18 protein-coding genes are annotated in these 20,141 nt (G+C 69.5%); 7 read left to right on the top strand and 11 right to left on the bottom strand.

Annotated elements, in window-relative coordinates:
• Positions 1-473: 473 nt before the first annotated feature.
• The 3 genes from ABZ420_RS05065 to ABZ420_RS05075 all read left to right on the top strand — a co-directional run bounded on the left by ABZ420_RS05065 (position 474) and on the right by ABZ420_RS05075 (position 4,345).
• A complete protein-coding gene (locus ABZ420_RS05065; RefSeq protein ID WP_357117198.1) occupies positions 474-1,580 on the top strand; it encodes an Hsp70 family protein in 1,107 nt (368 codons plus the stop codon).
• 164 nt (positions 1,581-1,744) lie between these two features.
• Positions 1,745-2,752 carry a diiron oxygenase gene (locus ABZ420_RS05070; protein WP_357117427.1) on the top strand — a complete coding sequence of 336 codons (1,008 nt, stop codon included), beginning with the start codon at positions 1,745-1,747 and terminating at the stop codon, positions 2,750-2,752.
• A 6-nt stretch (positions 2,753-2,758) separates the two neighbouring features.
• Positions 2,759-4,345: an FAD-dependent oxidoreductase gene (locus ABZ420_RS05075; RefSeq protein WP_357117200.1), complete on the top strand. Its 1,587-nt coding sequence runs from the start codon at positions 2,759-2,761 to the stop codon at positions 4,343-4,345.
• Positions 4,346-4,410: 65 nt separating this feature from the next.
• Here ABZ420_RS05075 and ABZ420_RS05080 read toward each other — a convergent pair whose 3' ends face one another.
• The gene (locus tag ABZ420_RS05080; RefSeq protein ID WP_357117202.1) at positions 4,411-5,172 is read right to left on the bottom strand and encodes an SDR family oxidoreductase; all 762 of its coding nucleotides are present in this window, start codon (positions 5,170-5,172) and stop codon (positions 4,411-4,413) included.
• Positions 5,173-5,706: 534 nt separating this feature from the next.
• On the opposite strand from ABZ420_RS05080, the gene ABZ420_RS05085 reads away from it, so the two are divergent.
• Together ABZ420_RS05085 and ABZ420_RS05090 are read left to right on the top strand one after the other, a co-directional pair.
• The gene (locus ABZ420_RS05085; protein ID WP_357117204.1) at positions 5,707-7,962 is read left to right on the top strand and encodes a hypothetical protein; all 2,256 of its coding nucleotides are present in this window, start codon (positions 5,707-5,709) and stop codon (positions 7,960-7,962) included.
• A gap of 97 nt (positions 7,963-8,059) precedes the next feature.
• The gene (locus tag ABZ420_RS05090; RefSeq protein WP_357117206.1) at positions 8,060-8,854 is read left to right on the top strand and encodes an HAD family hydrolase; all 795 of its coding nucleotides are present in this window, start codon (positions 8,060-8,062) and stop codon (positions 8,852-8,854) included.
• Positions 8,855-8,885: 31 nt separating this feature from the next.
• On the opposite strand, the gene ABZ420_RS05095 is transcribed toward ABZ420_RS05090, so the two are convergent.
• Positions 8,886-9,296 (bottom strand): VOC family protein, encoded by a 411-nt coding sequence (locus ABZ420_RS05095; RefSeq protein ID WP_357117208.1) that lies wholly within the window; start codon positions 9,294-9,296, stop codon positions 8,886-8,888.
• A 98-nt stretch (positions 9,297-9,394) separates the two neighbouring features.
• Here ABZ420_RS05095 and ABZ420_RS05100 point away from each other — a divergent pair, with 98 nt between their 5' ends.
• Positions 9,395-10,363, top strand: a complete 969-nt coding sequence (locus ABZ420_RS05100) for a YafY family protein (protein ID WP_357117210.1) — start codon at positions 9,395-9,397, stop codon at positions 10,361-10,363.
• An 85-nt stretch (positions 10,364-10,448) separates the two neighbouring features.
• Here the strand turns inward: ABZ420_RS05100 and ABZ420_RS05105 are convergent, their stop codons facing one another.
• Positions 10,449-11,132, bottom strand: coding sequence for an SGNH/GDSL hydrolase family protein (locus ABZ420_RS05105; protein ID WP_357117212.1), 684 nt, complete (start codon positions 11,130-11,132; stop codon positions 10,449-10,451).
• A gap of 7 nt (positions 11,133-11,139) precedes the next feature.
• On the bottom strand, positions 11,140-12,552 hold the full coding sequence (locus ABZ420_RS05110; protein WP_357117214.1) for an MFS transporter: 1,413 nt from the start codon (positions 12,550-12,552) through the stop codon (positions 11,140-11,142).
• A gap of 102 nt (positions 12,553-12,654) precedes the next feature.
• On the opposite strand from ABZ420_RS05110, the gene ABZ420_RS05115 reads away from it, so the two are divergent.
• Positions 12,655-13,287: a TetR/AcrR family transcriptional regulator gene (locus ABZ420_RS05115; protein ID WP_357117216.1), complete on the top strand. Its 633-nt coding sequence runs from the start codon at positions 12,655-12,657 to the stop codon at positions 13,285-13,287.
• On the opposite strand, the gene ABZ420_RS05120 is transcribed toward ABZ420_RS05115, so the two are convergent.
• The 7 genes from ABZ420_RS05120 to ABZ420_RS05150 form a co-directional block, all read right to left on the bottom strand.
• On the bottom strand, positions 13,284-13,970 hold the full coding sequence (locus ABZ420_RS05120) for a hypothetical protein (RefSeq protein ID WP_357117218.1): 687 nt from the start codon (positions 13,968-13,970) through the stop codon (positions 13,284-13,286). The two genes, ABZ420_RS05115 and ABZ420_RS05120, sit on opposite strands and share 4 nt — an antisense overlap.
• Positions 13,971-14,068: 98 nt before the next feature.
• The gene (locus ABZ420_RS05125; RefSeq protein WP_357117220.1) at positions 14,069-14,899 is read right to left on the bottom strand and encodes a sirohydrochlorin chelatase; all 831 of its coding nucleotides are present in this window, start codon (positions 14,897-14,899) and stop codon (positions 14,069-14,071) included.
• A 1-nt stretch (position 14,900) separates the two neighbouring features.
• Positions 14,901-16,196 carry a GTP-binding protein gene (locus tag ABZ420_RS05130; RefSeq protein ID WP_357117222.1) on the bottom strand — a complete coding sequence of 432 codons (1,296 nt, stop codon included), beginning with the start codon at positions 16,194-16,196 and terminating at the stop codon, positions 14,901-14,903.
• 1 nt (position 16,197) lies between these two features.
• Positions 16,198-17,124, bottom strand: a complete 927-nt coding sequence (cysD, locus tag ABZ420_RS05135; RefSeq protein WP_357117224.1) for a sulfate adenylyltransferase subunit CysD — start codon at positions 17,122-17,124, stop codon at positions 16,198-16,200.
• A 73-nt stretch (positions 17,125-17,197) separates the two neighbouring features.
• On the bottom strand, positions 17,198-17,914 hold the full coding sequence (locus tag ABZ420_RS05140; RefSeq protein WP_062969769.1) for a phosphoadenylyl-sulfate reductase: 717 nt from the start codon (positions 17,912-17,914) through the stop codon (positions 17,198-17,200).
• Between the two features lie 20 nt (positions 17,915-17,934).
• On the bottom strand, positions 17,935-19,749 hold the full coding sequence (locus tag ABZ420_RS05145; RefSeq protein ID WP_357117226.1) for a nitrite/sulfite reductase: 1,815 nt from the start codon (positions 19,747-19,749) through the stop codon (positions 17,935-17,937).
• A gap of 125 nt (positions 19,750-19,874) precedes the next feature.
• Positions 19,875-19,967: an Ms4527A family Cys-rich leader peptide gene (locus ABZ420_RS05150; protein WP_357037344.1), complete on the bottom strand. Its 93-nt coding sequence runs from the start codon at positions 19,965-19,967 to the stop codon at positions 19,875-19,877.
• Between the last annotated feature and the right edge of the window lie 174 nt (positions 19,968-20,141).

The following is a 20,141-nucleotide window of genomic DNA, read 5'->3' on the forward strand; positions in this document are numbered from 1 at the left end:
CCCGCCCGGGTGTCGAGGCGGGCCCGATGCGGTCGTCGCGAGGTGAGCGTGTGTCGGGCTCAGCACGCGATGGTGGTGTCCACGGCTGGCGGCGGTTCCGGTGTCCACTCCATCGGCTAATCGCCCGCACCGAGCTGTGTGGACTCGTCAAGGGGAGTCTCCCCATGTGGAGAGGTGTCGCCAAGGGAGGTCCGGGGCGGAACCGGAAACCGGCAAACTTCCGCCGGGCACAACCTATCCCCGCGTGTCGCAAGGAAATCCGACTGGACGGAATGTGTAGCGCTGGTCGGCCAGGTGAGCGCGTCGGCGAACGCGGAAACGGCCCGGTCGAGCACAGGCGGCTTGCGGACAATCGGTTGTCCGGACTTGGCACGAAGATCGCGGGGTGGTTGCCTAAACGACGTTCGAAGCAAATCGGCACGGCGATCGGGTGGATTGCGATGGCGGTTGGTCTCGGGTTGAGCATCGGTACGGTGAACACGGTTTCCGTTCTCGCGGAGGAAGGTTCGGCCAAGGCTCCGCCGGGGCGACGCAAAAAGCAGCGGGCGCAGCCCATCACGCGCCGGACCACGCTGACCTTCGACAGCACCGGCATGGCCAGAGTCGGCATGATTCCCCGGCACGGGCGCGCGGTCACCGAATTCGCCGATCTCACGCAGCGTTCCAGCACGTGGGCGCGGGTGGGCAACCGCGCGCTCGCACCGGCGGACCTGGTCGCCACGGTGGCCAAGTGCCTGATCGACGAGGTGGTGCGGGACCATCCGGAATGCGGAACCGGCCTCGGTATCGCGGTGACCTATCCCGCCCGCTACGCCGACGAGCAGGTGGACGCGTTGCGGGCGGCGCTCGACGGCATCGAACTCACGCAGGTCGCCCTGGTCGCCGAACCCGTCGCGGCGGCGGCCTGGCTGGAAGCCGATCGCGGTCCGCTGATGCCGGGTCTCACGCTGGTCTACGACCTGGGCGGCGCCGGGCTCGACGTCACCTTGGTCCGGGTGGGCGCTGGATGCCCGCGCAATCCGATTGTCGGCGTTCCGTTGCGTTCGACCGAATTCGGCGGACGCGCGTTCGGCGCCTTGATCGCCGAGCACGCCGGACCCGGCCTGTCCTCGTCCTCGGTCTCCGAGTCGGTCGCCGACACGATCGCCGGAGAATTGCGCGCCCGGCACGTCCGGGCGTCTCTCGAAGTGGTCTACCGCTGCTTGCGGGTCGCGGACGTCACCATGGCCGATGTCGATCGAGTTCTGGTGGTCGGCGGGGCGGCGCGCCCGGCGGAGGTGGCCGAGGTCCTCGCGGCGGAATTGGCCAGGCCGGTGATCGCCGGCGCGGACCCGGAGCGAACCACCGCCGACGGCGCCGCGATCATCGGCCGCAGGACCGCGGTCGCGGCCGAGGTGGTGGCCGAACAGCGCCGGGTCCGGCGCCGCCGCACCCGTCGTCGTGCCGCTACGCGGGCCTTGATGCTGTCGCGGCGGACCCGTCGGCGGCTCGGCCGAGTGGTCGTCGTGACGAGCATGTCGGCGGTCTTCGGTTTCGGGACCTCCCTCTTGGCGGCCGGAGACGGGGTGCTGGTGAGTTAGGGCTCCGGCGAGGTCCGGGAAGAACAGGGGCCGTCCGGCGGTGCGCGTGATGAGGGCGCGCGCCGCCGGACGCCCCTAGCAACTGTTGGGTTGACGTGACTCTCCGTTGGTGTAACTATGGGATACAGTTAAACGGTTCCATCGAGGAGAGGGCAGTGACGACGATGTCTGCAGCCGTGACACCCGCAGTCGATCCCGATCTGGAGAAGGCACAGAAGTACGCCGCGAAGCTGCTGCTGCTGTCGGAGGGATCGGTCAACAAGCACTTCGACCCATTCGAGGACATCGACTGGGACAATCCCGACTTCGCCGCCGACGCCGGTGAGCAGCGCTGGATCCTGCCCGAGTCGGCCGATACCGTGGCCCGTCACCCCTGGTACCAGGCGCTGTCCGAGGAACAGAAGATCGCGGTCGGCAAATACCGGCAGGCGAATATCGCCAAGGTCGGCCTGCAGTTCGAGTCGATCCTGATCAGCGGCATGGTCATCCACAACTTCGGCTTGCCGAACGGTTCGCCGGAGTTCCGGTACTGCTCCCACGAGATGATCGAGGAGCACAACCACACCCTGATGTTCCAGGAGATGGTCAACCGCATCGGGCTGGACGTGCCCGGCATGGGCCCGCTGGTCAGCAAGTTCAAATACCTGGGCGCGCCGGTCGCGGCCTGGTTCCCGAACCTGTTCTTCATGGCCGTGCTGGCCGGTGAGGAGCCGATCGACCACATCCAGAAGCAGATCTTGCGCTCGGGCGAAGACGTGCACCCGATCATGCGCGGCGTGATGGCGATTCACGTCGCGGAGGAGGCACGGCACATCTCCTTCGCGCACGAGTTCCTGAAGAACCACGTGCCGGAGGCGAAGCCCGCGCAGAAGTTCGTCCTCTCGCTGGCCATGCCGCTGGTCATGTGGATTCTCGGCCGCGCGATCGTCACTCCGCCGCGGTCGTTCTTCACCGAGTTCGGCATCCCGGACGAGGTCCGCAAAGAGCTGTTCTTCGGTTCGAAGGAGGCCAAGCGGGTCTTCAGCGACTACTTCTGCGACGTGCGCGCCCTGGCCAAGGACATCGGGCTGATGAACCCGGTCGCCAAGACGGTCTGGAAGGCGCTCGGGATCGACGGTCCCAGTACGCGGTACCGGTCGGAGCCGCTGCGCGCCGCGAGCAAGGTCGCCTGAGCCGGCATGCCGTACGTCGTCACCCAATCCTGCTGCAGCGACGCGTCCTGCGTGTACGCCTGCCCGGTCAACTGCATCCATCCCACGCCCGACGAACCGGACTTCCGGACGGCGGAGATGCTGTACGTCGACCCGAAGGCGTGTGTGGACTGCGGCGCCTGCGCCACCGCGTGCCCGGTCGACGCCATCGTGTCGGCGAAGAAGCTGACCGCCGAGCAGAAGCCGTTCATCGAGATCAACGCCGACTTCTACCGGCAGGCCCGGCCGCGCCCGCTGCTGGCGCGACCGGTGCCCGCGGCGCGGATCCACACCGAGCGCACGCCGCTGCGGGTGGCGATCGTGGGATCGGGGCCGTCGGCGATGTACGCCGCCGACGAACTGCTGACCCAGCCCGACGTGTCGGTCACGGTGCTGGACCGGCTGCCGGTGCCCTACGGCCTGGCCAGGCACGGCGTCGCGCCGGATCACGGCAAGACGCGCAAGGTCGGCGAGCTGTTCGACGTCATCTCCGCGCAGCCGGGTTTCGGTTCATACCTGAATGTCGAAGTCGGCGCGCACATTTCGCATGCCGAGCTGCTCGACCATTTCCACGCCGTGATCTACGCGGTCGGCGCGTCGTCGGATCGCAAGCTCGGCATTCCGGGTGAGGGCCTGGCGGGCACCGTGTCGGCCACCGATTTCGTCGCCTGGTACAACGGCCATCCCGATCACGTCGACCATGCCTTCGACCTGTCCGCCCGGCGCGCCGTGATCGTCGGCAACGGCAATGTCGCGCTCGACGTCGCGCGCGTGCTGACCTGTGACCCCGCGACACTGGCGGGCACCGACATCGCGCCGTACGCGTTGCGGGCGTTGCGCGAGAGCAAGATCGAGGAAGTGGTCGTGCTCGGTCGGCGCGGCCCTCTCGAATCCGCCTTCACCGTGCCGGAATTCGTCGGCCTGCTGGGCTGCGATGTGGACATCGTGGTCGAGGGTGAGCTGCCCGAACTCGGCGCGGAACTGCCCTTCCACGTCGAACAGAAGCTGCGGCTGCTGCACAGCCTGCGCACCCGGCCGGTGGGGGAGCGCAAGCGCATCGTGTTCCGTTACCTGGCCGCGCCCACCGAGATCCACGGGACCGATCGGGTGACCGGACTCGAAATCGGCCGCACCGAACTCGTCACCGATCCGGACGGCCGCGTCCGCGCCGTGCCGACCGGGCAGACCGATCGGCTCGACGCGGGACTGGTGCTCACCTCGGTCGGCTACCGCGGCGTCGCGGTGCCGGGCCTGCCGTTCGACGAGCAGGCCGCGGTTATCCCGAACCAGGAGGGCCGGGTGCTGGAGCGCCCGGACGGCGCCGTCGTCACCGGCACCTACGTGACCGGCTGGATCAAGCGCGGGCCCACCGGCTTCATCGGCACCAACAAATCCTGCGCGCAGGAGACGGTGCGGCAGCTGGCCGCGGACTTCAACGCGGGGCGCCTGCCCGAACCCGCCGGTTCCGCAACGGAATTCGATCGCATGGTGCGGCTGCGGCAGCCGGCGGTCCGTGCCACGGGAACGGTGCAAGCCCGCCCCGGACGAGTCCGCCGCTTGCTGGCTCGCGCCTGACGAACCCCGCCTCGAGATACCCCGGCCGCGCGCCGGTATCTCGAGGCGGTCCCCAGGTCGGCGGGTCAGCGTGCGGTGAATCCGCCATCGATGGCCAGCGCCGCGCCGGTGACGAAACTCGCTTCGCCACTGAGCAAGTAGGCGCAGAACGAGGCGATCTCCTCCGGCGTCGCGATGCGGCCCACCGGGTGCAGCGCAGCGATCGCGGCCTCGCCTTCGGGCGTCGCGCCCATGGAATTCCGGAACGCCGGGGTGTCGACGGCTCCGGAGACCAATGCGTTGACCCGTACCCCCTGCTCGGCGGCCTCGAGCGCCACGGCCCGGGTCAAGCCGACCACCCCGTGCTTGGCCGCCACGTACGGCGCCACCGAACCCATGCCGACCACGCCGAGATTCGAGGCGTTGTTCAGGATCGCGCCGCCGCCGGAGGCCGCGAGGGCGGGAACCTGATGCCGCAGGCCGTAGAACACGCTGGTGAGATTGAGCTCCAGATCGGCGCGCCAGCCCGCCTCGTCGATCTCCGCGACCGGACCGAAGGCGCACACCGCGCCCGCGTTGTTGAATGCCGCGTCCAGGCGGCCGAATTCGGACAGCGCGGCGTCGGTCAGCCGGGCCACGTCCTGTTCCACCGTGACATCGGTCGGCACGAACAGCGCGCGGCCACCTGCCGCGCGGATGTCGGCGGCCACCTGATCACCCGCGTCCTTGCCCCGGGCGCCGAGCACGACCGCGGCGCCTTCGCTCGCGACCCGCAGCGCCACCGCCTTGCCCACACCCGAGGTCGCGCCGGTGATCAGTACGACCTGCTCCGCGAACCGTATTGCCATCGTTCGATTCCCTCTCCACTCTCGCGATCTCACCTCCGTGGTGGACCGCTATCGAGTCAAGCCGGACCCGCACCGCGACGCTGGCGAGTATCGGACATCTAGTTGATGCGTCATGTGACTTCCGGAAATGGCGGTCGGCCGAAATGTGCACTTATGGCAAGCATCTGGTTACCGACCGGTTGGTGTCTGTCTCCCGGTGTGCTTTCGCCCGCTAAACCGGCGTTCGGTCTGGTTGACTTCGATATTTCGTGATCGCTGTGCAGTAGCGGAATCGTCGAGAGTGCAGAATGATTCGCGGTGTCGAGCGGGCTGGACGCCCATACCGACTCCTATTTACCTGGCATTTCGGACGATAATTGCTGAAAGTAGAACGATCCGTATCAATTTCGCATCCGTATGAACCCGAAGCAGCTAACCTGTGGTGGCTGTTTGGAAGACGACCGCGGCCACAGGGGAACGCCATGTGATGGACGTGGTCACGGTGCGTTGACGGGATAGCGAATGACTACAGGTCTGGGTTTCAGCATTGGTTCAGTGAACTCCGTGACGGCTTCGGTGAGCGCGGACCGACCACGTCCGGCGGTGCGGTCTCGACGCACCGCCGTGACCTTCGACAGCGCGGGCGGACTGCGCTTGGGCGGGATCGCGCAGTTCAGCATGGCGGTCACGGATTTCGCCGACCTCGCCCGTGATCCGGAGGCGGTGATCGTCGGCGGCCGCATTTGGTCGCCTGCCAACCTCGTCGCCGCGGTGGTCGGCGAACTCCGCGCCGTCGAGCCGGGCGCGTCCGAGGCGGGCGTCGTGACCACCTATCCCGCCGTGTACTCCTACAAGCAGGTCGCCTTGCTGCGTCAGGCGCTGGACCTATCCGGGGCGGGCGACGTGCTCCTGGTACCCGAACCCGTCGCGGCCGCGGAATGGCTGGAGCACGAGTACGGCCCGCTGGAAACCGGCTTCGTCTTGATCTACGACCTCGGGGGCACCAGCCTCGACGTGAGTATCGTGCGGGTCGGTCGCGACTGGGACAACCATCCGATGATCGGTAAGCCGTTGCGCTCCTACGACTTCGGCGGCAGGCCGCTGGGGTCGATGATCGCGCGCTACGCACCGGACGTGAAGCCCGGGTCCGCGAGATCGGCGATGACGTCCATCGTCGATATCGACGGGTTGCGCACGGCACACGTGCAGGACTCGCTCCAACTGGTCCGCGAGTGCGTGCGGGAATCGGGTGTCACCCTGTCCGATATCGGCTGCATTCTGCTGGTGGGAGGTGCGTCGCGTCCCGCGGAGGTGGCGCGGACGCTCGCCGAACTTGGGCCTCCCGTGCTGATCTCGGCGGATCCGGGGCAGGCGACCGCCGCGGGCGCCGCCCTCATGGCGGCGCGCACGATGGCGCTCGGCGCCTCGGACGGCCGATCCACCGCGCCGCGGGTGGCGGTGTTCTCCAGTGCCGCGGTGGTCTCCGCGGTCGCCATGTCGGCGGTCACGGTCTTCGGCGGACCTACGGTTCCCGAGCTGTCGCCGCTGCTCGAGCGTCTGCCGGAACTCGGCGTGCCGACAGACAGCCTGCTGGTCGACGTCGGAAACGAGCAGCTCGCCGACGCCTGGTCCGTGATGTCCGCCCCCACCTGGAACTCGGGCCGGGCCCTGCTCGCGCAACGGACCTCCGCCTACACCCGATTCATCACACCGGCCGCACGCGACGCCGGTTATGGACCTTCGGTGGCGGAGTCGCGGCTCGGCTCGCATCGGGACCCGCGAAATTGCTGCGCCCCGGGCGGACTGCGCTACCGGGGATACGGCGATCCCGCGTACTTCGTGAATCCGCTGCCGTTCGCACCGGTCGTCCGCCCCGCTCCCGGGGACATCGGGCAGCCGCCGGTTCCTGGGCAACCCGCGCCCCCTGGCCAGCCCGGACAGCCGGGGCAGGTACCCGGTCAGCCGCCTGCGTCCGGAACCGGAACGCCGCCGGGCTCCGGTGTTCCCGCGCCGCAGAACGGTTCGACGCCGGCGGAGCCCGCTCCGGCGTCCGGCGGGAGCACACCGGGCAACCCGTCGACCGGGACGTCCGACGCACCGGGCACCGGTACGGGCTCGGATGAGCACGGCGGCTCGGGCTCGAATTCGTCCTCCTCCGCGGGCACGTCCACGGGGGGCTCCTCCTCCGGGGACTCCGGGGGTACATCCTCCGGCGGAACCCCCTCGAGCAGTGGGTCGACGAGCGACTCCTCCGCGAACGGATCGTCCGGCGACTCGCCGGGCGGGTCGTCGTCGGCCGGGTCGGCAGGCAACTCCTCGACGCACGGCTCGTCCTCGGCCGGTGATTCGTCGTCGGACGGTTCGTCTTCGGCCGGGTCGGCGGGCAATTCGTCGTCGGTCGGGTCGTCGTCGGGTGGGTCGGCGGGCAACTCCTCGACGCACGGTTCGTCCTCCGGTGGGTCGGCGGGCAATTCGTCGTCGGACGGTTCGTCTTCGGCAGGGTCGGCGGGCAACTCCTCGACGCACGGTTCGTCCAGCGGTGGTTCGGCGGGTAACTCCTCGGCGGGCGGTTCGTCCAGCGGTGGTTCGGCGGGTAACTCCTCGGCGGGCGGTTCGCCCTCGACCGGCGGCTCATCGAGCGGGCGCCCGGGCGGTGCGTCGTCGGCGGGTGGGCACTCGACCGGGAACTCCTCGGGCGCTTCGTCGTCCGGCGGATCGCGGGGCCGTTCCGGTTCGGTGGGTGGGTCGTCGGGCGGGTCGTCCGCGGGAGGTGCCGGAGGTGCGGGCGGCGGTGGCGCCCGCGGTCGGTAGCCGCGAGGGCGCGGATGCCCAATTGGCCAGCGCGCGTGCGGGTCTCGGCACGCCGGAATCAGCGACGGGTGCGCCGCCGCCGAGGCACAATGGGTTGATGGCATCCGGGGGTCCCCAGCTGATCGCGCTGGACGTGGACGGGACGCTGCTGGACACGGGAACACCGATCAGTACGCGAGTGGTCGCGGCGGTGCGCGCGGCCGTGGCAGCGGGCGCGCACGTCGTGGTCACCACGGGACGCACCCTGCTGACCACCCGTCCGGTGCTCACCGAACTCGGCCTGCTCGAAGGACATGCCCTGTGCTCGAACGGAGCCGTGCACATCGACGTGGCCAGGGGGGAACCGGTCGCGATCCAGTCCTTCGACCCCGCTCCCGCGATCATGGCGTTGCGCGCGCTGTTCCCGGCGATGATCTTCGCCGTGGAGAAGGTCGGCATCGGTACCTGGGCCACCGGAGCCGGTCCCGGCGAGTTCTCCCTGGGCGAGTACCTGCTCGTCGACCACCACGCGTTGAGCAGCGAGCCGACCCCGCGGCTGAACGGCTGGCTGCCCGACGGTTCGCTGGAGGAGATGCTGCTCGCGCTGCGCTCCCTGCGAGTGCCGGGTGCGAGCTGGGTGCACGGCGAGTACGGGCCGTGGCTCACCGTATCCCGGCAGGGCGTGTCGAAGGGGTGGGCGCTGGAACAACTCCGCGTCGCCCTCGGTGTGCCGGACGAGGCGACGCTGGCCATCGGTGACGGTTACAACGATCGGGACATGCTGCGCTGGGCAGCGCATTCGGTCGCGATGGCAAACGCGCCGACGGACGTTCGTGATCTCGCGGACGAAGTGACCGGCCACGTCCTCGACGACGGCGTCGCCACCGTGCTGGAGCGCTGGTTCCGGCCCTGACACGACCGGGACGGCCTGCCCCCTCTCCGGTCTAGGCGGGACCGGTCTCGGCGAGGACCGCGAGGTAGTGCGGGTTCGACATGAGGCCGAGGACGTTGCCGAAGGGATCGACCACGGCGGCGGTGACGAAGCCCTCGCCGTTGCCGCGCGGGGTGATCGGGTCGTAGACGGTCGCGCCGAGTTCCAGCAGCCGGTCGAAGGTCGCCCGCAGGTCGTCGACGTGCCAGTTGACGATCGCGCCGCCGGGCGCGTTGCGCGCTCCGGCCGGGGCGTAGGCGCGGTTCACGATGCCGAATTCGTGCTGGTAGTCGCCGATGCGGAACTCGTAGTAACCGTTGGGAACGTGGAAGTAGGGCGCGACGCCGAAGAACTCGGTGTACCAGTTCTTGGCGGCCTCCAGGTCGTCGGCGTAAAAGGTGCTCGTCGCCATTCCGCGCAGCATGGTGGTTCTCCTTCGAGTCGTGGTGTTCTGTCTTGTAGAACCATCATCCGAGCAAAAGTGCGCACCGAATGAGCACTTTTGACGGCAGAATTGTGCGCATGAGAGCGGACCGGTTGGTGGCGATCCTGCTGATGATGCAGACCCGTGGTCGGGTGACGGCCGCGCAGGTCGCGGCGGAGCTGGAGACTTCGGTCGCCACCGCGCGCCGCGATCTCGAAGCGCTCTCTTCGGCCGGGGTGCCGGTGTACCCGCAGCCCGGGCGCGGCGGCGGCTGGTCGCTGGTAGGCGGTGCGCGCACGGATCTGAGCGGGCTGACGGCGGGGGAGGCCCGCGCGTTGTTCCTCCTGGCCGGTCCCTCCGCCGGTGCGGTGCCGGAGGCGAAGTCGGCGCTGCGCAAGCTGGTCCGGGCGCTGCCGCAGACCTTTCGGGGCGACGCGCAGGCGGCCGCCGACGCCGTGGTGATCGATCCGGCGCGCTGGGGTGCGACCGACCGGGAGTTGCCGCCGGTGGTGGCATTGCTGCAACGCGCTGTCGTGCAGCGCGCCAAGGTGCGGCTGCGCTACGCGAACCGCACCGGCGAGCCGTCCGAGCGTCTTGTCGATCCCTGGGGACTGGTGGACAAGGATGCCGTCTGGTACTTGGTCGCGGGAACCGAGCGGGGGCAGCGCACGTTTCGCGTCGACCGGATCGCCGAGGCGTCGCTCACCGGCGAACCGGCCCACCGCCCGGACGATTTCGACCTCACCGCCGCCTGGGCGCAGGTGGTCGAAGAAATGGAGCGGCGGCGCGCCACCACCGCCGCCACCGTGCTGATCTCCGAACGCCTGCTGCCGATCCTGCGCGACCAGCAGGGCAGGAACTGCGTCGTGGACGGTCCGGCCGACGACGGTCGCATCCGGGTCCGCGTCACCGCCCCCACCGTGTGGATGCTCGCCCAGCAGCTGGCCGGCTGGGGCGCCTCGATAGAAGTACTCGGTCCCGCCGAGGTCCGCGCCGAACTGGCCCGCCTCGGCGCCGAATTGGTGGACCGCTACGGATGGGACGGTCCGCCCGGTGCTGCCTCGTGACGAATACTGCGGTGCGCGGCCCTGGCATCTCGGAAACGCGGTGGGAGACCCGCCTCGGCCGGTCCCGCCACCACGTTCGTCCGGATCAGCGGGGCGCGAGCACGTGGTCGGCCAGGGTGCGCACCATGTCCGAGGCGAGCACGGCGTGGCCGCTCGTGCTGAAGTGGATGAGGTCGGCGCTCATCAGGTCGGGCCGCAGGCGCAGCGGGTGGTCCCAGAGTTCGAGCAGCAGCGCGTCATAGCGGGCGGCGAGTTCGCGGGTCAGGTCGTTGAGCTGGGCCATCCGCTCGCGCATCGGACGCATCGGCGCCATGCGTTCGACTTCCCAGACATCGGCCAGGGTGAAGGTGACGATCCGCGCTCCGGTGCGGGCCAGCGTGGCGAACATCGTGTCCAGGTTCGTCCGCAGTTCGGTGACATCGCCGCCGGGCAGGAACAGGTCGTTGCCGCCGCAGCTGAGATGGACGAGATCCGGGCGGAATTCGAGCACGCCGGGCAACTGTTCGGCCAGAACCTGAGCGGAGGTGGCGCCGATCCGGCCGGTGTTCAGGTAGGCCAGATCCGGGCGGGCCGTAGTGAGCACTGCCGCGACGCGGTCGGCCCAGCCCACCGGTTCGTACCCGGGGCTGGGGTCGCCGACACCCTGCGCGATGGAGTCGCCGAGCACCGCGTAGCGCTGCCAGGGGGCGTCGGCGAGCAGACGCCGCTGTTCTTCGGGCGGCAGCACCAGGGGATCGTTGGCTTCGGTGCGAAGAGTGTTGTGGCTCATTGTGTTCCTAGCTTTCCGAAGAGAATGACGGGGTACGGGCGGGGAGGGCGGCCAGGCAGGCGGCCACGGCGGCGATGCCGGCGCACACGGCGAAGAGGGTGTGGAACGCGCCGAGCGGATCGTCGGGACGCGCCGCGAACACGGCGGCGAGTACGGCCACACCGAGTGCGCCGCCCACTTGCCGCGCGGTCAGATTCATGCCGGTCCCGGCGGCGAACTGCTGGGGCGGAAGCGAACTGGCGGACGCGGTGCCCAGTACCGTGACGACGAAGCCGATGCCGCCGCCGCCGAGGACCCCGGCCGGAATCCACGCCGCCCACAGGTTCGGCGTGGCGCCGAAGGCGTCCGTGCACATCCACACGGCGCACGCGACGAACATCGACGCACCGAGCACGCCGAGCCATCGCCTGACGACGGGCGAGCCGACCCGGCCCGCGACGGTCGCCGTCACCATCGACGCCACCGCCCCGATCGTCATCGCGCCCGCGGAACCGAGCACCGAGTAACCCCAGATCGCGTCCAAGAACAGCGGTCCCGCCAGCAGCCAGGCGAACATGGCGGCGCCGAAGACGAACGAGGTCGCGTTGGCCAGCGCGTACGACTTGCTGCGCCACAGCTCCACCGCGATCGCGGGATCGTGGTGGCGTGCCGAACGGGCGAGCGCGGCCACGACCAGCAAGCCACCGCCGATCAGCGCGGTCAGCGTCCCCACCGAGGTCCAGCCCCAGCGCTGCCCCTCCGTGACGCCCGCGACCAGTCCGCCGAGACCCAGCGCGACCGCGAGAGTGCCGAGGGGATCGGGCAACCCGCCGCCCGCCCGGCGGCCCTCCACGGCCGGAATGCGCGCCGCCGCCGCGATCAGCAGCAGCGCCACCGGCACGTTGATCACGAAGACCGCTCGCCAGTCGAATCCTTCGACCAGCGCGCCACCGAGCGCGGGGCCGACCACCGCGGCGAACCCGCCCGCGGCCGACCAGGCTCCGATGGCCGCGCCGATCTTCTCCCGCGGGGTGACGGCCAGTACCAAGCCGAGCGCGGACGGCACCATCAGCGCCGCGGTGCCGCCTTGCAGTACCCGGCCCGCGATGAGCCAGCCCGCCGTCGGCGCGAGCCCGCAGAGCAGGGAGGTGAGGGCGAAACCGGCCAGCGCGCCGAGGAACAGCCTGCGGCGTCCGAGCGCGTCGGCGAAGCGTCCGGCCGGTGTGAGCAGCGCGGCGAAGGCGACCGCGTAGCCGCTGACGACCCAGGTCAGCGTGGTGGTGGCCGTGCTGGGGTAGTCCCGGGCGATCGAGGGGAAGGCGATGTTGACTACCGAGAGATCGAGGAAAGCGATGAATGCCGCGCCGCACGCGACCAGCAAGGTGCGGGTAGCCGCGGGCGCGGTCGGCGGGCTGTCGAGCCGCACAGACGCGTCGGTCATGGGAAGTCCTTAGAAGCAGGGAAACAAAACGCACGATCGTTCGTTCACTTAAAGTACGACCATACGTTCGTATGTGCAACAGGGGAGTGGAAGAATGAGGTCATGACCGAGTCCGTCACCGCGGGCGACCCGCCGCGCGGCACCGATCAGCGCTTGGCGAAAGGCGCTCGGGCGCGGGCGTCGATCGCGCGCCGCGCCGCCGACGTGGCGTCCGTCGAAGGATTGAACGGCGTCAGCATCGGCCGATTGGCCACAGATCTGGGACTGAGCAAGAGCGGGATCGCCACCCTCTTCGGCAGCAAGGAGAGCTTGCAGCTCGCGGCGGTGAAGTCCGCGCGGCAGGTCTTCATCGACGAGGTCATCACGCCGAGCCTGAGCGAGCCCGCCGGACTACCGCGCCTGTGCGCCCTGGTCGAGCGCTGGATCGGTCAGGTGGTCCAGCCGGCGTTTCCCGGTGGGTGCTTCCGCGTAGCGACCCTCGCCGAGTTCGACAGCAGACCGGGACCGGTGCGCGATGCCATCGCCGAAGACCGCCGGGACTGGCTCGCGTTCTTGGTGGAGCAGATTCGCCGGGCCCAAGAGCAGGGGCATCTCGGTGGCCGGGCGGCCGATGCCGTGGCGTTCGAACTGGACGCGGTGATCGGCGCGGCGCACACGGCCCGTCAGATGGGCGATGAGTCGGGGGTCGCGACCGCGCGCGCCGTCGTGGCGGATCTGCTCGCGACGTCCGGCTAGTCGTTCGGCGAACCGTTCACCAGGTAGTCCAGGTAAGAGCCAGGGATCGGGGGCAGTTCCACGCCGTCCGCGTCCACGATGTGGGGCCGGATGGCGCCGGTGGGCGTGATCTCGGGGCTTTCGATCAGCACCGTCGTCGCGACCGGAAGGGCGAAGAACTGCACCGCGAACGGCATGGCGGCGGCCAGTTCGAGCAGGGTGGTGTAGTACGACGTGCGGTGCGCGTGGTCTTCGAAGCACTCGACCGACCAACCGGAGGAATCCGGGTCCTTCGTCGCGGTGCGGGCCAGCACCAGCACCGGCGACTCGAGCCCGCACGACGAGACGATCGCCTGCTGATCCTCGCCGGGAAAGTCGAGGTGGTCGGCCAGGCCGACGCCGGCCGCGACTTCGCGCTGGAACCAGACGTCACGCAGGGTGCGATCGACCTGCTCGACCCAATTCTGCGCATCGGTGCGTTCGGCCAGCCCCAGTGTGCCGTCGTCGCGGCCGCGTACCCGGACCAGATTCCAGCCGATGCGGATCGTCTCGCCGGGGTGGTATCGCGTGCCCGCCGCGACAGTGGATTCCAAGTAGGACAGCAACCAGGTCTCCATGCCGGTCAGCTGCGGCTCGGTGAAAACGACGGTGAACTCGGGGTGTCCGTGGCTGGCGCAGGAGGTGGTGCGGAACGACTCGGCCATGCCATGTTCCTAGCATGCGGCGCCGCCGACGGAACGGCGGCATGGTCGCCGGGAGAGAGAGCAGGAGCCGTCGTCCGCGGCCGTTCTCGCGTACGCCGTCAGGCCGAAAGCGCGCGCGTCTCCGCGATCGCCGCGTGGTAGCGATCCAGGACGACCTGAGTGAGGGCCGGATGCGCGCCGAGCACATCGGCGTGGGTGGCCTGGGGCGCGGCGTGGGCCAGGCGATCGGTCAGCAGGCCGGGTGCGAGGAACCATGGCGCGACCAGCACGTGGTCCGCGCCGCGGGCGTGCAGTCGCGAGACCGCCTCCGAGACGGACGGTTCGGTGGTCGCGAAGCAGATCTCGGTAGGCCAGCCGGTGCGGGCGGCCAAACGGGCGGCCACTTCGGCGGTCCGGGCATTGGCCGCGGCCGACGACGATCCGACCGCCGCGACCGCGACACCCAGGCGCCGGGCCGCTGAGGCGTGCACGGCGCTACTAGCGGCGAGGACCCGGTCGCGCAACGCACCGACCAATCCGGCGTCCACGCCGAGCACGTCGGCTTGGGTCAACCGCAGTCCGGGATGGCGCGCGCCTGCCGCGGCGAGCAGTCCGGGCAGGTCGACCCTGGCGTGGAAGGCGCTGCCGAGCAGCAGCGGTGTCACCACTGCATGCGTATGACCTTCGGCGGCAACGGCATCCACGACCTGTTCGACCGACGGGGCGGTGAGATCGAGGAACGCCGTACGGACGTCGAGCTCCGGCCGCGCGGCCGCAACCGCGCCGACCACCTCCGCGACCGTCGCGGCCGAGCGCGGATCACGACTGCCGTGGGCCACCGCGATCAGCGCGGGCGATCGCGGTGCGCTCCCGCCGAGCCCGGCCCGGGCCGTCGCGCAGCCCGGACGGCCCGCGGGCGGAGTGCCGAAAAGTGCTCGCCGCGCTGCCATATCAGGCTCCGGTGCCGACCTCTACGGTGGACAGCACGTCACCGACCAGACCGGCCGCCAGCGTGTTGCCACCGGCCGGGTCGATCAGCAGGAAGCTGCCGGTGTGCCGGTTCGCCCGGTAGTCGTCGGCCGGGATGGGCTCGGCGACCCGCACCGAGATGCGCCCGATGTCGTTGAGTTCCAATGCCTCCGGGCTCGGATCTGCCGCGAGCCGCTGCTCGTCGAAGCGCTCCAGCAGCGTGCCGACGATCGCCTGGGTGGTGCGGGTGCCGTGCTTGAGCAGCAGTCGCGCACCCGGCCGCAGCGGCTTGTCACCCAGCCAGCACACGGTGGCGTCGAAGGTGTCGACCGGTTCCGGCGCGTCGGCGGCCGAGGCGATGATGTCGCCCCGTGAGATGTCGACGTCGTCGGCCAGGATCAGCGTGACACTGCGCCCGGTCTGCGCCACCGCGAGTTCGCCGTCCGGGGTGTCGATCCGCTCGACGGTCGTGCGGATGCCCGAGGGCAGCACCACGACCTCGTCGCCCGGAGCCACCGCGCCCGCCGCGATCTGTCCGGCGTACCCGCGATAGTCCGGGTATTCGGCAGTGCGCGGCCGGATCACGTACTGTACGGGGAACCGCAGGCCCAGCGCGTGACTGCCGGTGCTGTCCGCGTCCACCGGCACCGATTCCAGGTGCTCGATCAGCGAGGGGCCGTTGTAGTACGGGGTGTTGTCCGACCGGGAGGCGATGTTGTCGCCGTGCAGCGCCGAGACCGGGATCTCCAGCACGTCCTCGCTCGACCAGCCCAGCGTGCTGGTGAGTTCGTTGAACTCCGCGGAGATGGCGGCGAACACGGCGGCGGCGTCGTCCACCAGATCGATCTTGTTCACCGCGAGGACCAGTTTCGGCACGCCGAGCAGCGCGAGCACGGCGGCATGCCTGCGGGTCTGCTCGATGACGCCCTTGCGCGCGTCCACGAGCAGGATCACCAGCTGCGCGGTGGACGCGCCGGACACGGTGTTGCGGGTGTACTGCACGTGCCCCGGGGTGTCCGCGAGCACGAAAGAGCGGCGGGGAGTGGCGAAGTAGCGGTAGGCGACATCGATGGTGATGCCCTGTTCGCGTTCCGCGCGCAACCCGTCCACGAGCAGCGAGAGATCCGGTGTGGCGAGACCCTTGTCCACCGACGCGCGGGTGACGGCGTCGATCTGGTCGGCCAGAACGGATTTCGTGTCGTAGAGCAGGCGTCCGACCAGAGTGGACTTGCCGTCGTCGACAGAACCGGCGGTGGCCAGCCTCAATAGGTCGGACATGTCAGAAATAACCCTCTCGCTTGCGGTCTTCCATCGCGGCTTCGGAAACCCGGTCGTCGCCGCGGGTCGCACCACGTTCGGTCAGTCGGGACGCGGCGACCTCGGCGAGGATCGCCTCGTTGTCGGCCGCGTCGGAAAGGACGGCGCCGGTGGTGGAGCCGTCGCCCACGGTGCGATAGCGCACCGACCTGGTCTCCAGCACCTCGCCCTCGCGCGGGCCGCCCCACACGCCGGGTGTCATCCACATGCCGTCGCGCAGGTACACCGGACGCTCGTGCGCGTAGTAGATGCTCGCCAGATCGATGTCCTCGCGGGCGATGTAGCGCCAGATGTCCAGCTCGGTCCAGTTGCTCAGCGGGAACACCCGCACGTGCTCGCCCGGCGCGTGGCGCCCGTTGTACAGGTTCCACAGCTCGGGGCGCTGGCGCTTGGGATCCCACTGGCCGAAGGCGTTGCGCAGTGAGAAGATGCGCTCCTTGGCGCGCGAGCGCTCCTCGTCGCGGCGTCCGCCGCCGAACACGGCGTCGAACCGGTGCTCGCTGATCGCGTCCAGCAGCGGGACGGTCTGCAAGGGATTGCGGATGCCGTCCGGGCGCTCGGTGAGCCTGCCGTCGGCGAGGTAGTCCTCCACCTTCGCCACGTGCAGGCGCAGGCCGTAGCGCTCGACCACCTTGTCCCGGAACTCCAGCACCTCCGGCAGGTTGTGCCCGGTGTCCACGTGCAGCAGCGCGAACGGCAGCGGCGCCGGCCAGAACGCCTTGAGCGCCAGATGCAGCAGCACGGTGGAGTCCTTGCCGCCGGAGAACAGGATCACCGGCCGCTCGAACTCGCCCCCCACCTCGCGGAAGATGTGGATCGCCTCGGACTCCAGCGCGGCGAGGGTGTCGAAATCGGTGATGCCGAACGAACGTTGGATGGTTTCGGTCATGCTGTGTCCTTCTTCGCATGCCCGAGGGGCCCTACGTGGTTACGCGGGCTGCCTCCTCCGGGCCCTGACTCGGTCATGCGGTGTGCAACCCGCATTCGGTCTTGGCGAGGCCGGCCCAACGGCCGCTTCGCGGATCGGCTCCCGGCTCCGGCTTCCGTGTGCACGGAGCGCAGCCGATGGATGGATACCCCTCCTCCACCAGGGGGTTGACGAGGATGCCGTGCTTCTCGATGTAGTCCTGCATCTCGTCGTCGGACCACGGCGCGATCGGGTTGATCTTCACCAGTCCGAACGCCTCGTCGAACGAGACCAGCGGCGCGTTCGCCCTGGTCGGCGCCTCCACCCGGCGGATGCCGGTGACCCAGGCGTTGTACCCCGCGAGCGACTTCTGCAACGGGACGACCTTGCGCAACCGGCAGCACTCGTTCGGCTCTCGGGCGAACAGATCCTTGCCGAGCAGCTGATCCTGTTCGGCCACCGTGTGTTCCGGCCGCGCGTTGATCACGTTCACCCCGTACACGGCCTCCACCGCGTCCCGGGTGCCGATGGTCTCGGCGAAGTGGTAGCCGGTGTCCAGGAACAGCACGTCGACGCCGGCGCGGATGCCCGCCGCGAGGTGCACCAGCACTCCGTCCTGCATGTTGGAGGCCACGATGTAGTTCGTGCCGAAGGTGTCCTCGGTCCACTGCAGGAGTTCGGTCGCCGAGGCGCCGTCCAGTTCGGCGGCACCGCGCGCGGCGATGGCGCGGAGTTCGTCCTCGGACAGTTTTTCCGCGAGTTGGGTTGTCACAGTTGATCTCCCGTCGACACTTATCTCAGGTCGGCCTCGTCGGCGCGGACCGCCCACTGGGCGAACCTTTCGCCGTCGGTACGTTGCTTGACGAAGTTGCGCACCACACGGTCGATGTAGTCGCCCAGTTCCTGGGTGGTCACCTTGTGCTGGCGCAGTTTGCGCCCGAAGGCGCTGTCGAAGCCGAGGCTGCCACCGAGGTGAACCTGGAAGCCCTCGACGTGATTCCCGTTGCCGTCGTCGACCAGCTGTCCCTTGAACCCGATGTCGGCGATCTGCGAGCGGGCGCAGGAGTTCGGGCAGCCGTTGATGTTGATCGTGATCGGGACGTCCAGCTGCGCGTTCAGATCAGCGAGCCGTTCCTCCAGCTCCGGCACCAGCGCCTGGGAGCGCTTGCGGGTCTCGGCGAAGGAGAGCTTGCAGAACTCGATGCCGGTGCAGGCCATCAGATTGCGCCGCCACAGCGAGGGCCGCGCCTGCAGGCCGAGCGGCTCGAGCTCGTCGATCAGCGCGTCGACCTTGTCGTCGGGGACGTCGAGCACGATCAGCTTTTGATACGGGGTGAACCGGACGCGATCGGAGCCGATCCGCTCCACCGCGTCGGCGACCTTGGTCAGGACGGTGCCCGACACCCGGCCCGCGATGGGGGAGAAGCCGACGGCGTTGAGCCCGTTGCGCAGCCGCTGCACGCCGACGTGGTCGATCGGCTTGGTCGGCTGCTGCGGCGCGGGACCGTCGATCAGCTTGCGCTTCAGGTACTCGTCCTCGAGCACCTGGCGGAACTTCTCGATGCCCCAGTCCTTGATCAGGAACTTCAGGCGCGCCTTGGTGCGCAGGCGGCGGTAGCCGTAGTCGCGGAACACCGACACGACGGCTTCCCACACGTCCGGCACCTCGTCCAGCGGCACCCACACGCCCACCCGCTGGGCGAGCATCGGGTTGGTGGACAGGCCGCCGCCGACCCACAGATCCAGGCCGGGGCCGTGCTCGGGGTGCTCGACACCGATGAACGCCACGTCGTTGATCTCGTGCACCACGTCCTGCTGGCCGGAGATCGCGGTCTTGAACTTGCGCGGCAGGTTGGAGTACTCCTTCTTGCCGATGTAGCGGCGCACGATCTCCTCGATGGCGGGCGTCGGGTCGATGACCTCGTCCAGCGACTCGCCCGCCAGCGGGGACCCGAGCACCACGCGCGGGCAGTCGCCGCACGCCTCGGTGGTCTTCAGTCCGACCGCTTCGATGCGCTTCCAGATCTCGGGGACGTTCTCCACCTCGATCCAGTGGTACTGCACGTTCTCCCGGTCGGACAGATCCGCGGTGTCGCGGGCGAACTCGGTGGAGATCTGACCGAGCGTGCGCAGTTGCGCGAGATTCAGCGCGCCGCCGTCACAGCGCACGCGCATCATGAAGTACTCGGCTTCGAGCAGATCGATGTTCTCGTCGCCGGTCCAGGTGCCGTCGTAGCCCTGCTCTCGCTGGGTGTACAGGCCCCACCAGCGGAACCGGCCGCGCAGGTCACCCTTGTCGATCCCGTCGAAGCCGGTCTTGGCGTAGATGTTCTCGATCCGGGCGCGGACGTTGAGCGGGTTGTCGTCCTTCTTGGACTGTTCGTTCGGGTTCAGCGGTTCGCGGTAGCCCAGCGCCCACTGGCCCTCGGCCTTGCGGCGAACGGGCTTGCCGGTGCGCACGCGCGGGCCGGTGGAGGTCGCCTCGGGACGCGGGCGATCCGGGCGGACGCGGCGTTCGGAGGCCGGGCGGTCGGGACGCGCTCGATGCCCGGGCTGGGATTCGGGCGTGGGCTGATCGGTCGGACCGGCGTCGGTGCTCGACGTCATGGGGTCGCTCCTGCGGGGTGGGTGGTACATCCTGCTGAAGGGCGTGAGGGGCTGACTCACGCCTGCGGTGTCAGCGGGCCGATGAAGTCGGGATCGCCGGGGACCCGGGATCGGGGCGCGCTGAACTACCGAGGGGAACGAGGCAGACAGCAGGCGCTACAGACGCGCTTGTAATCGACGTGGCGACGTGCCACAAGTCGAATCTCCAAAGCGCGCATGCGGCCTATTGTGCCACGTCAGCGAGGGCCTTCCGACCCCCGTCCGGTATTTCCCGCCATTTCGCGGGAAATCCCCTGGACGTTCGACCCGGTTTGTGACGGCAGTCATAGTTCGGGCCCGTACCGGGCGGGTGATACGACCGCCGCATCGTTCGTGATGCTGCGCACGCCGCT

This window comes from Nocardia sp. NPDC005745 (assembly GCF_040630775.1).
Lineage (GTDB): Bacteria > Actinomycetota > Actinomycetes > Mycobacteriales > Mycobacteriaceae > Nocardia.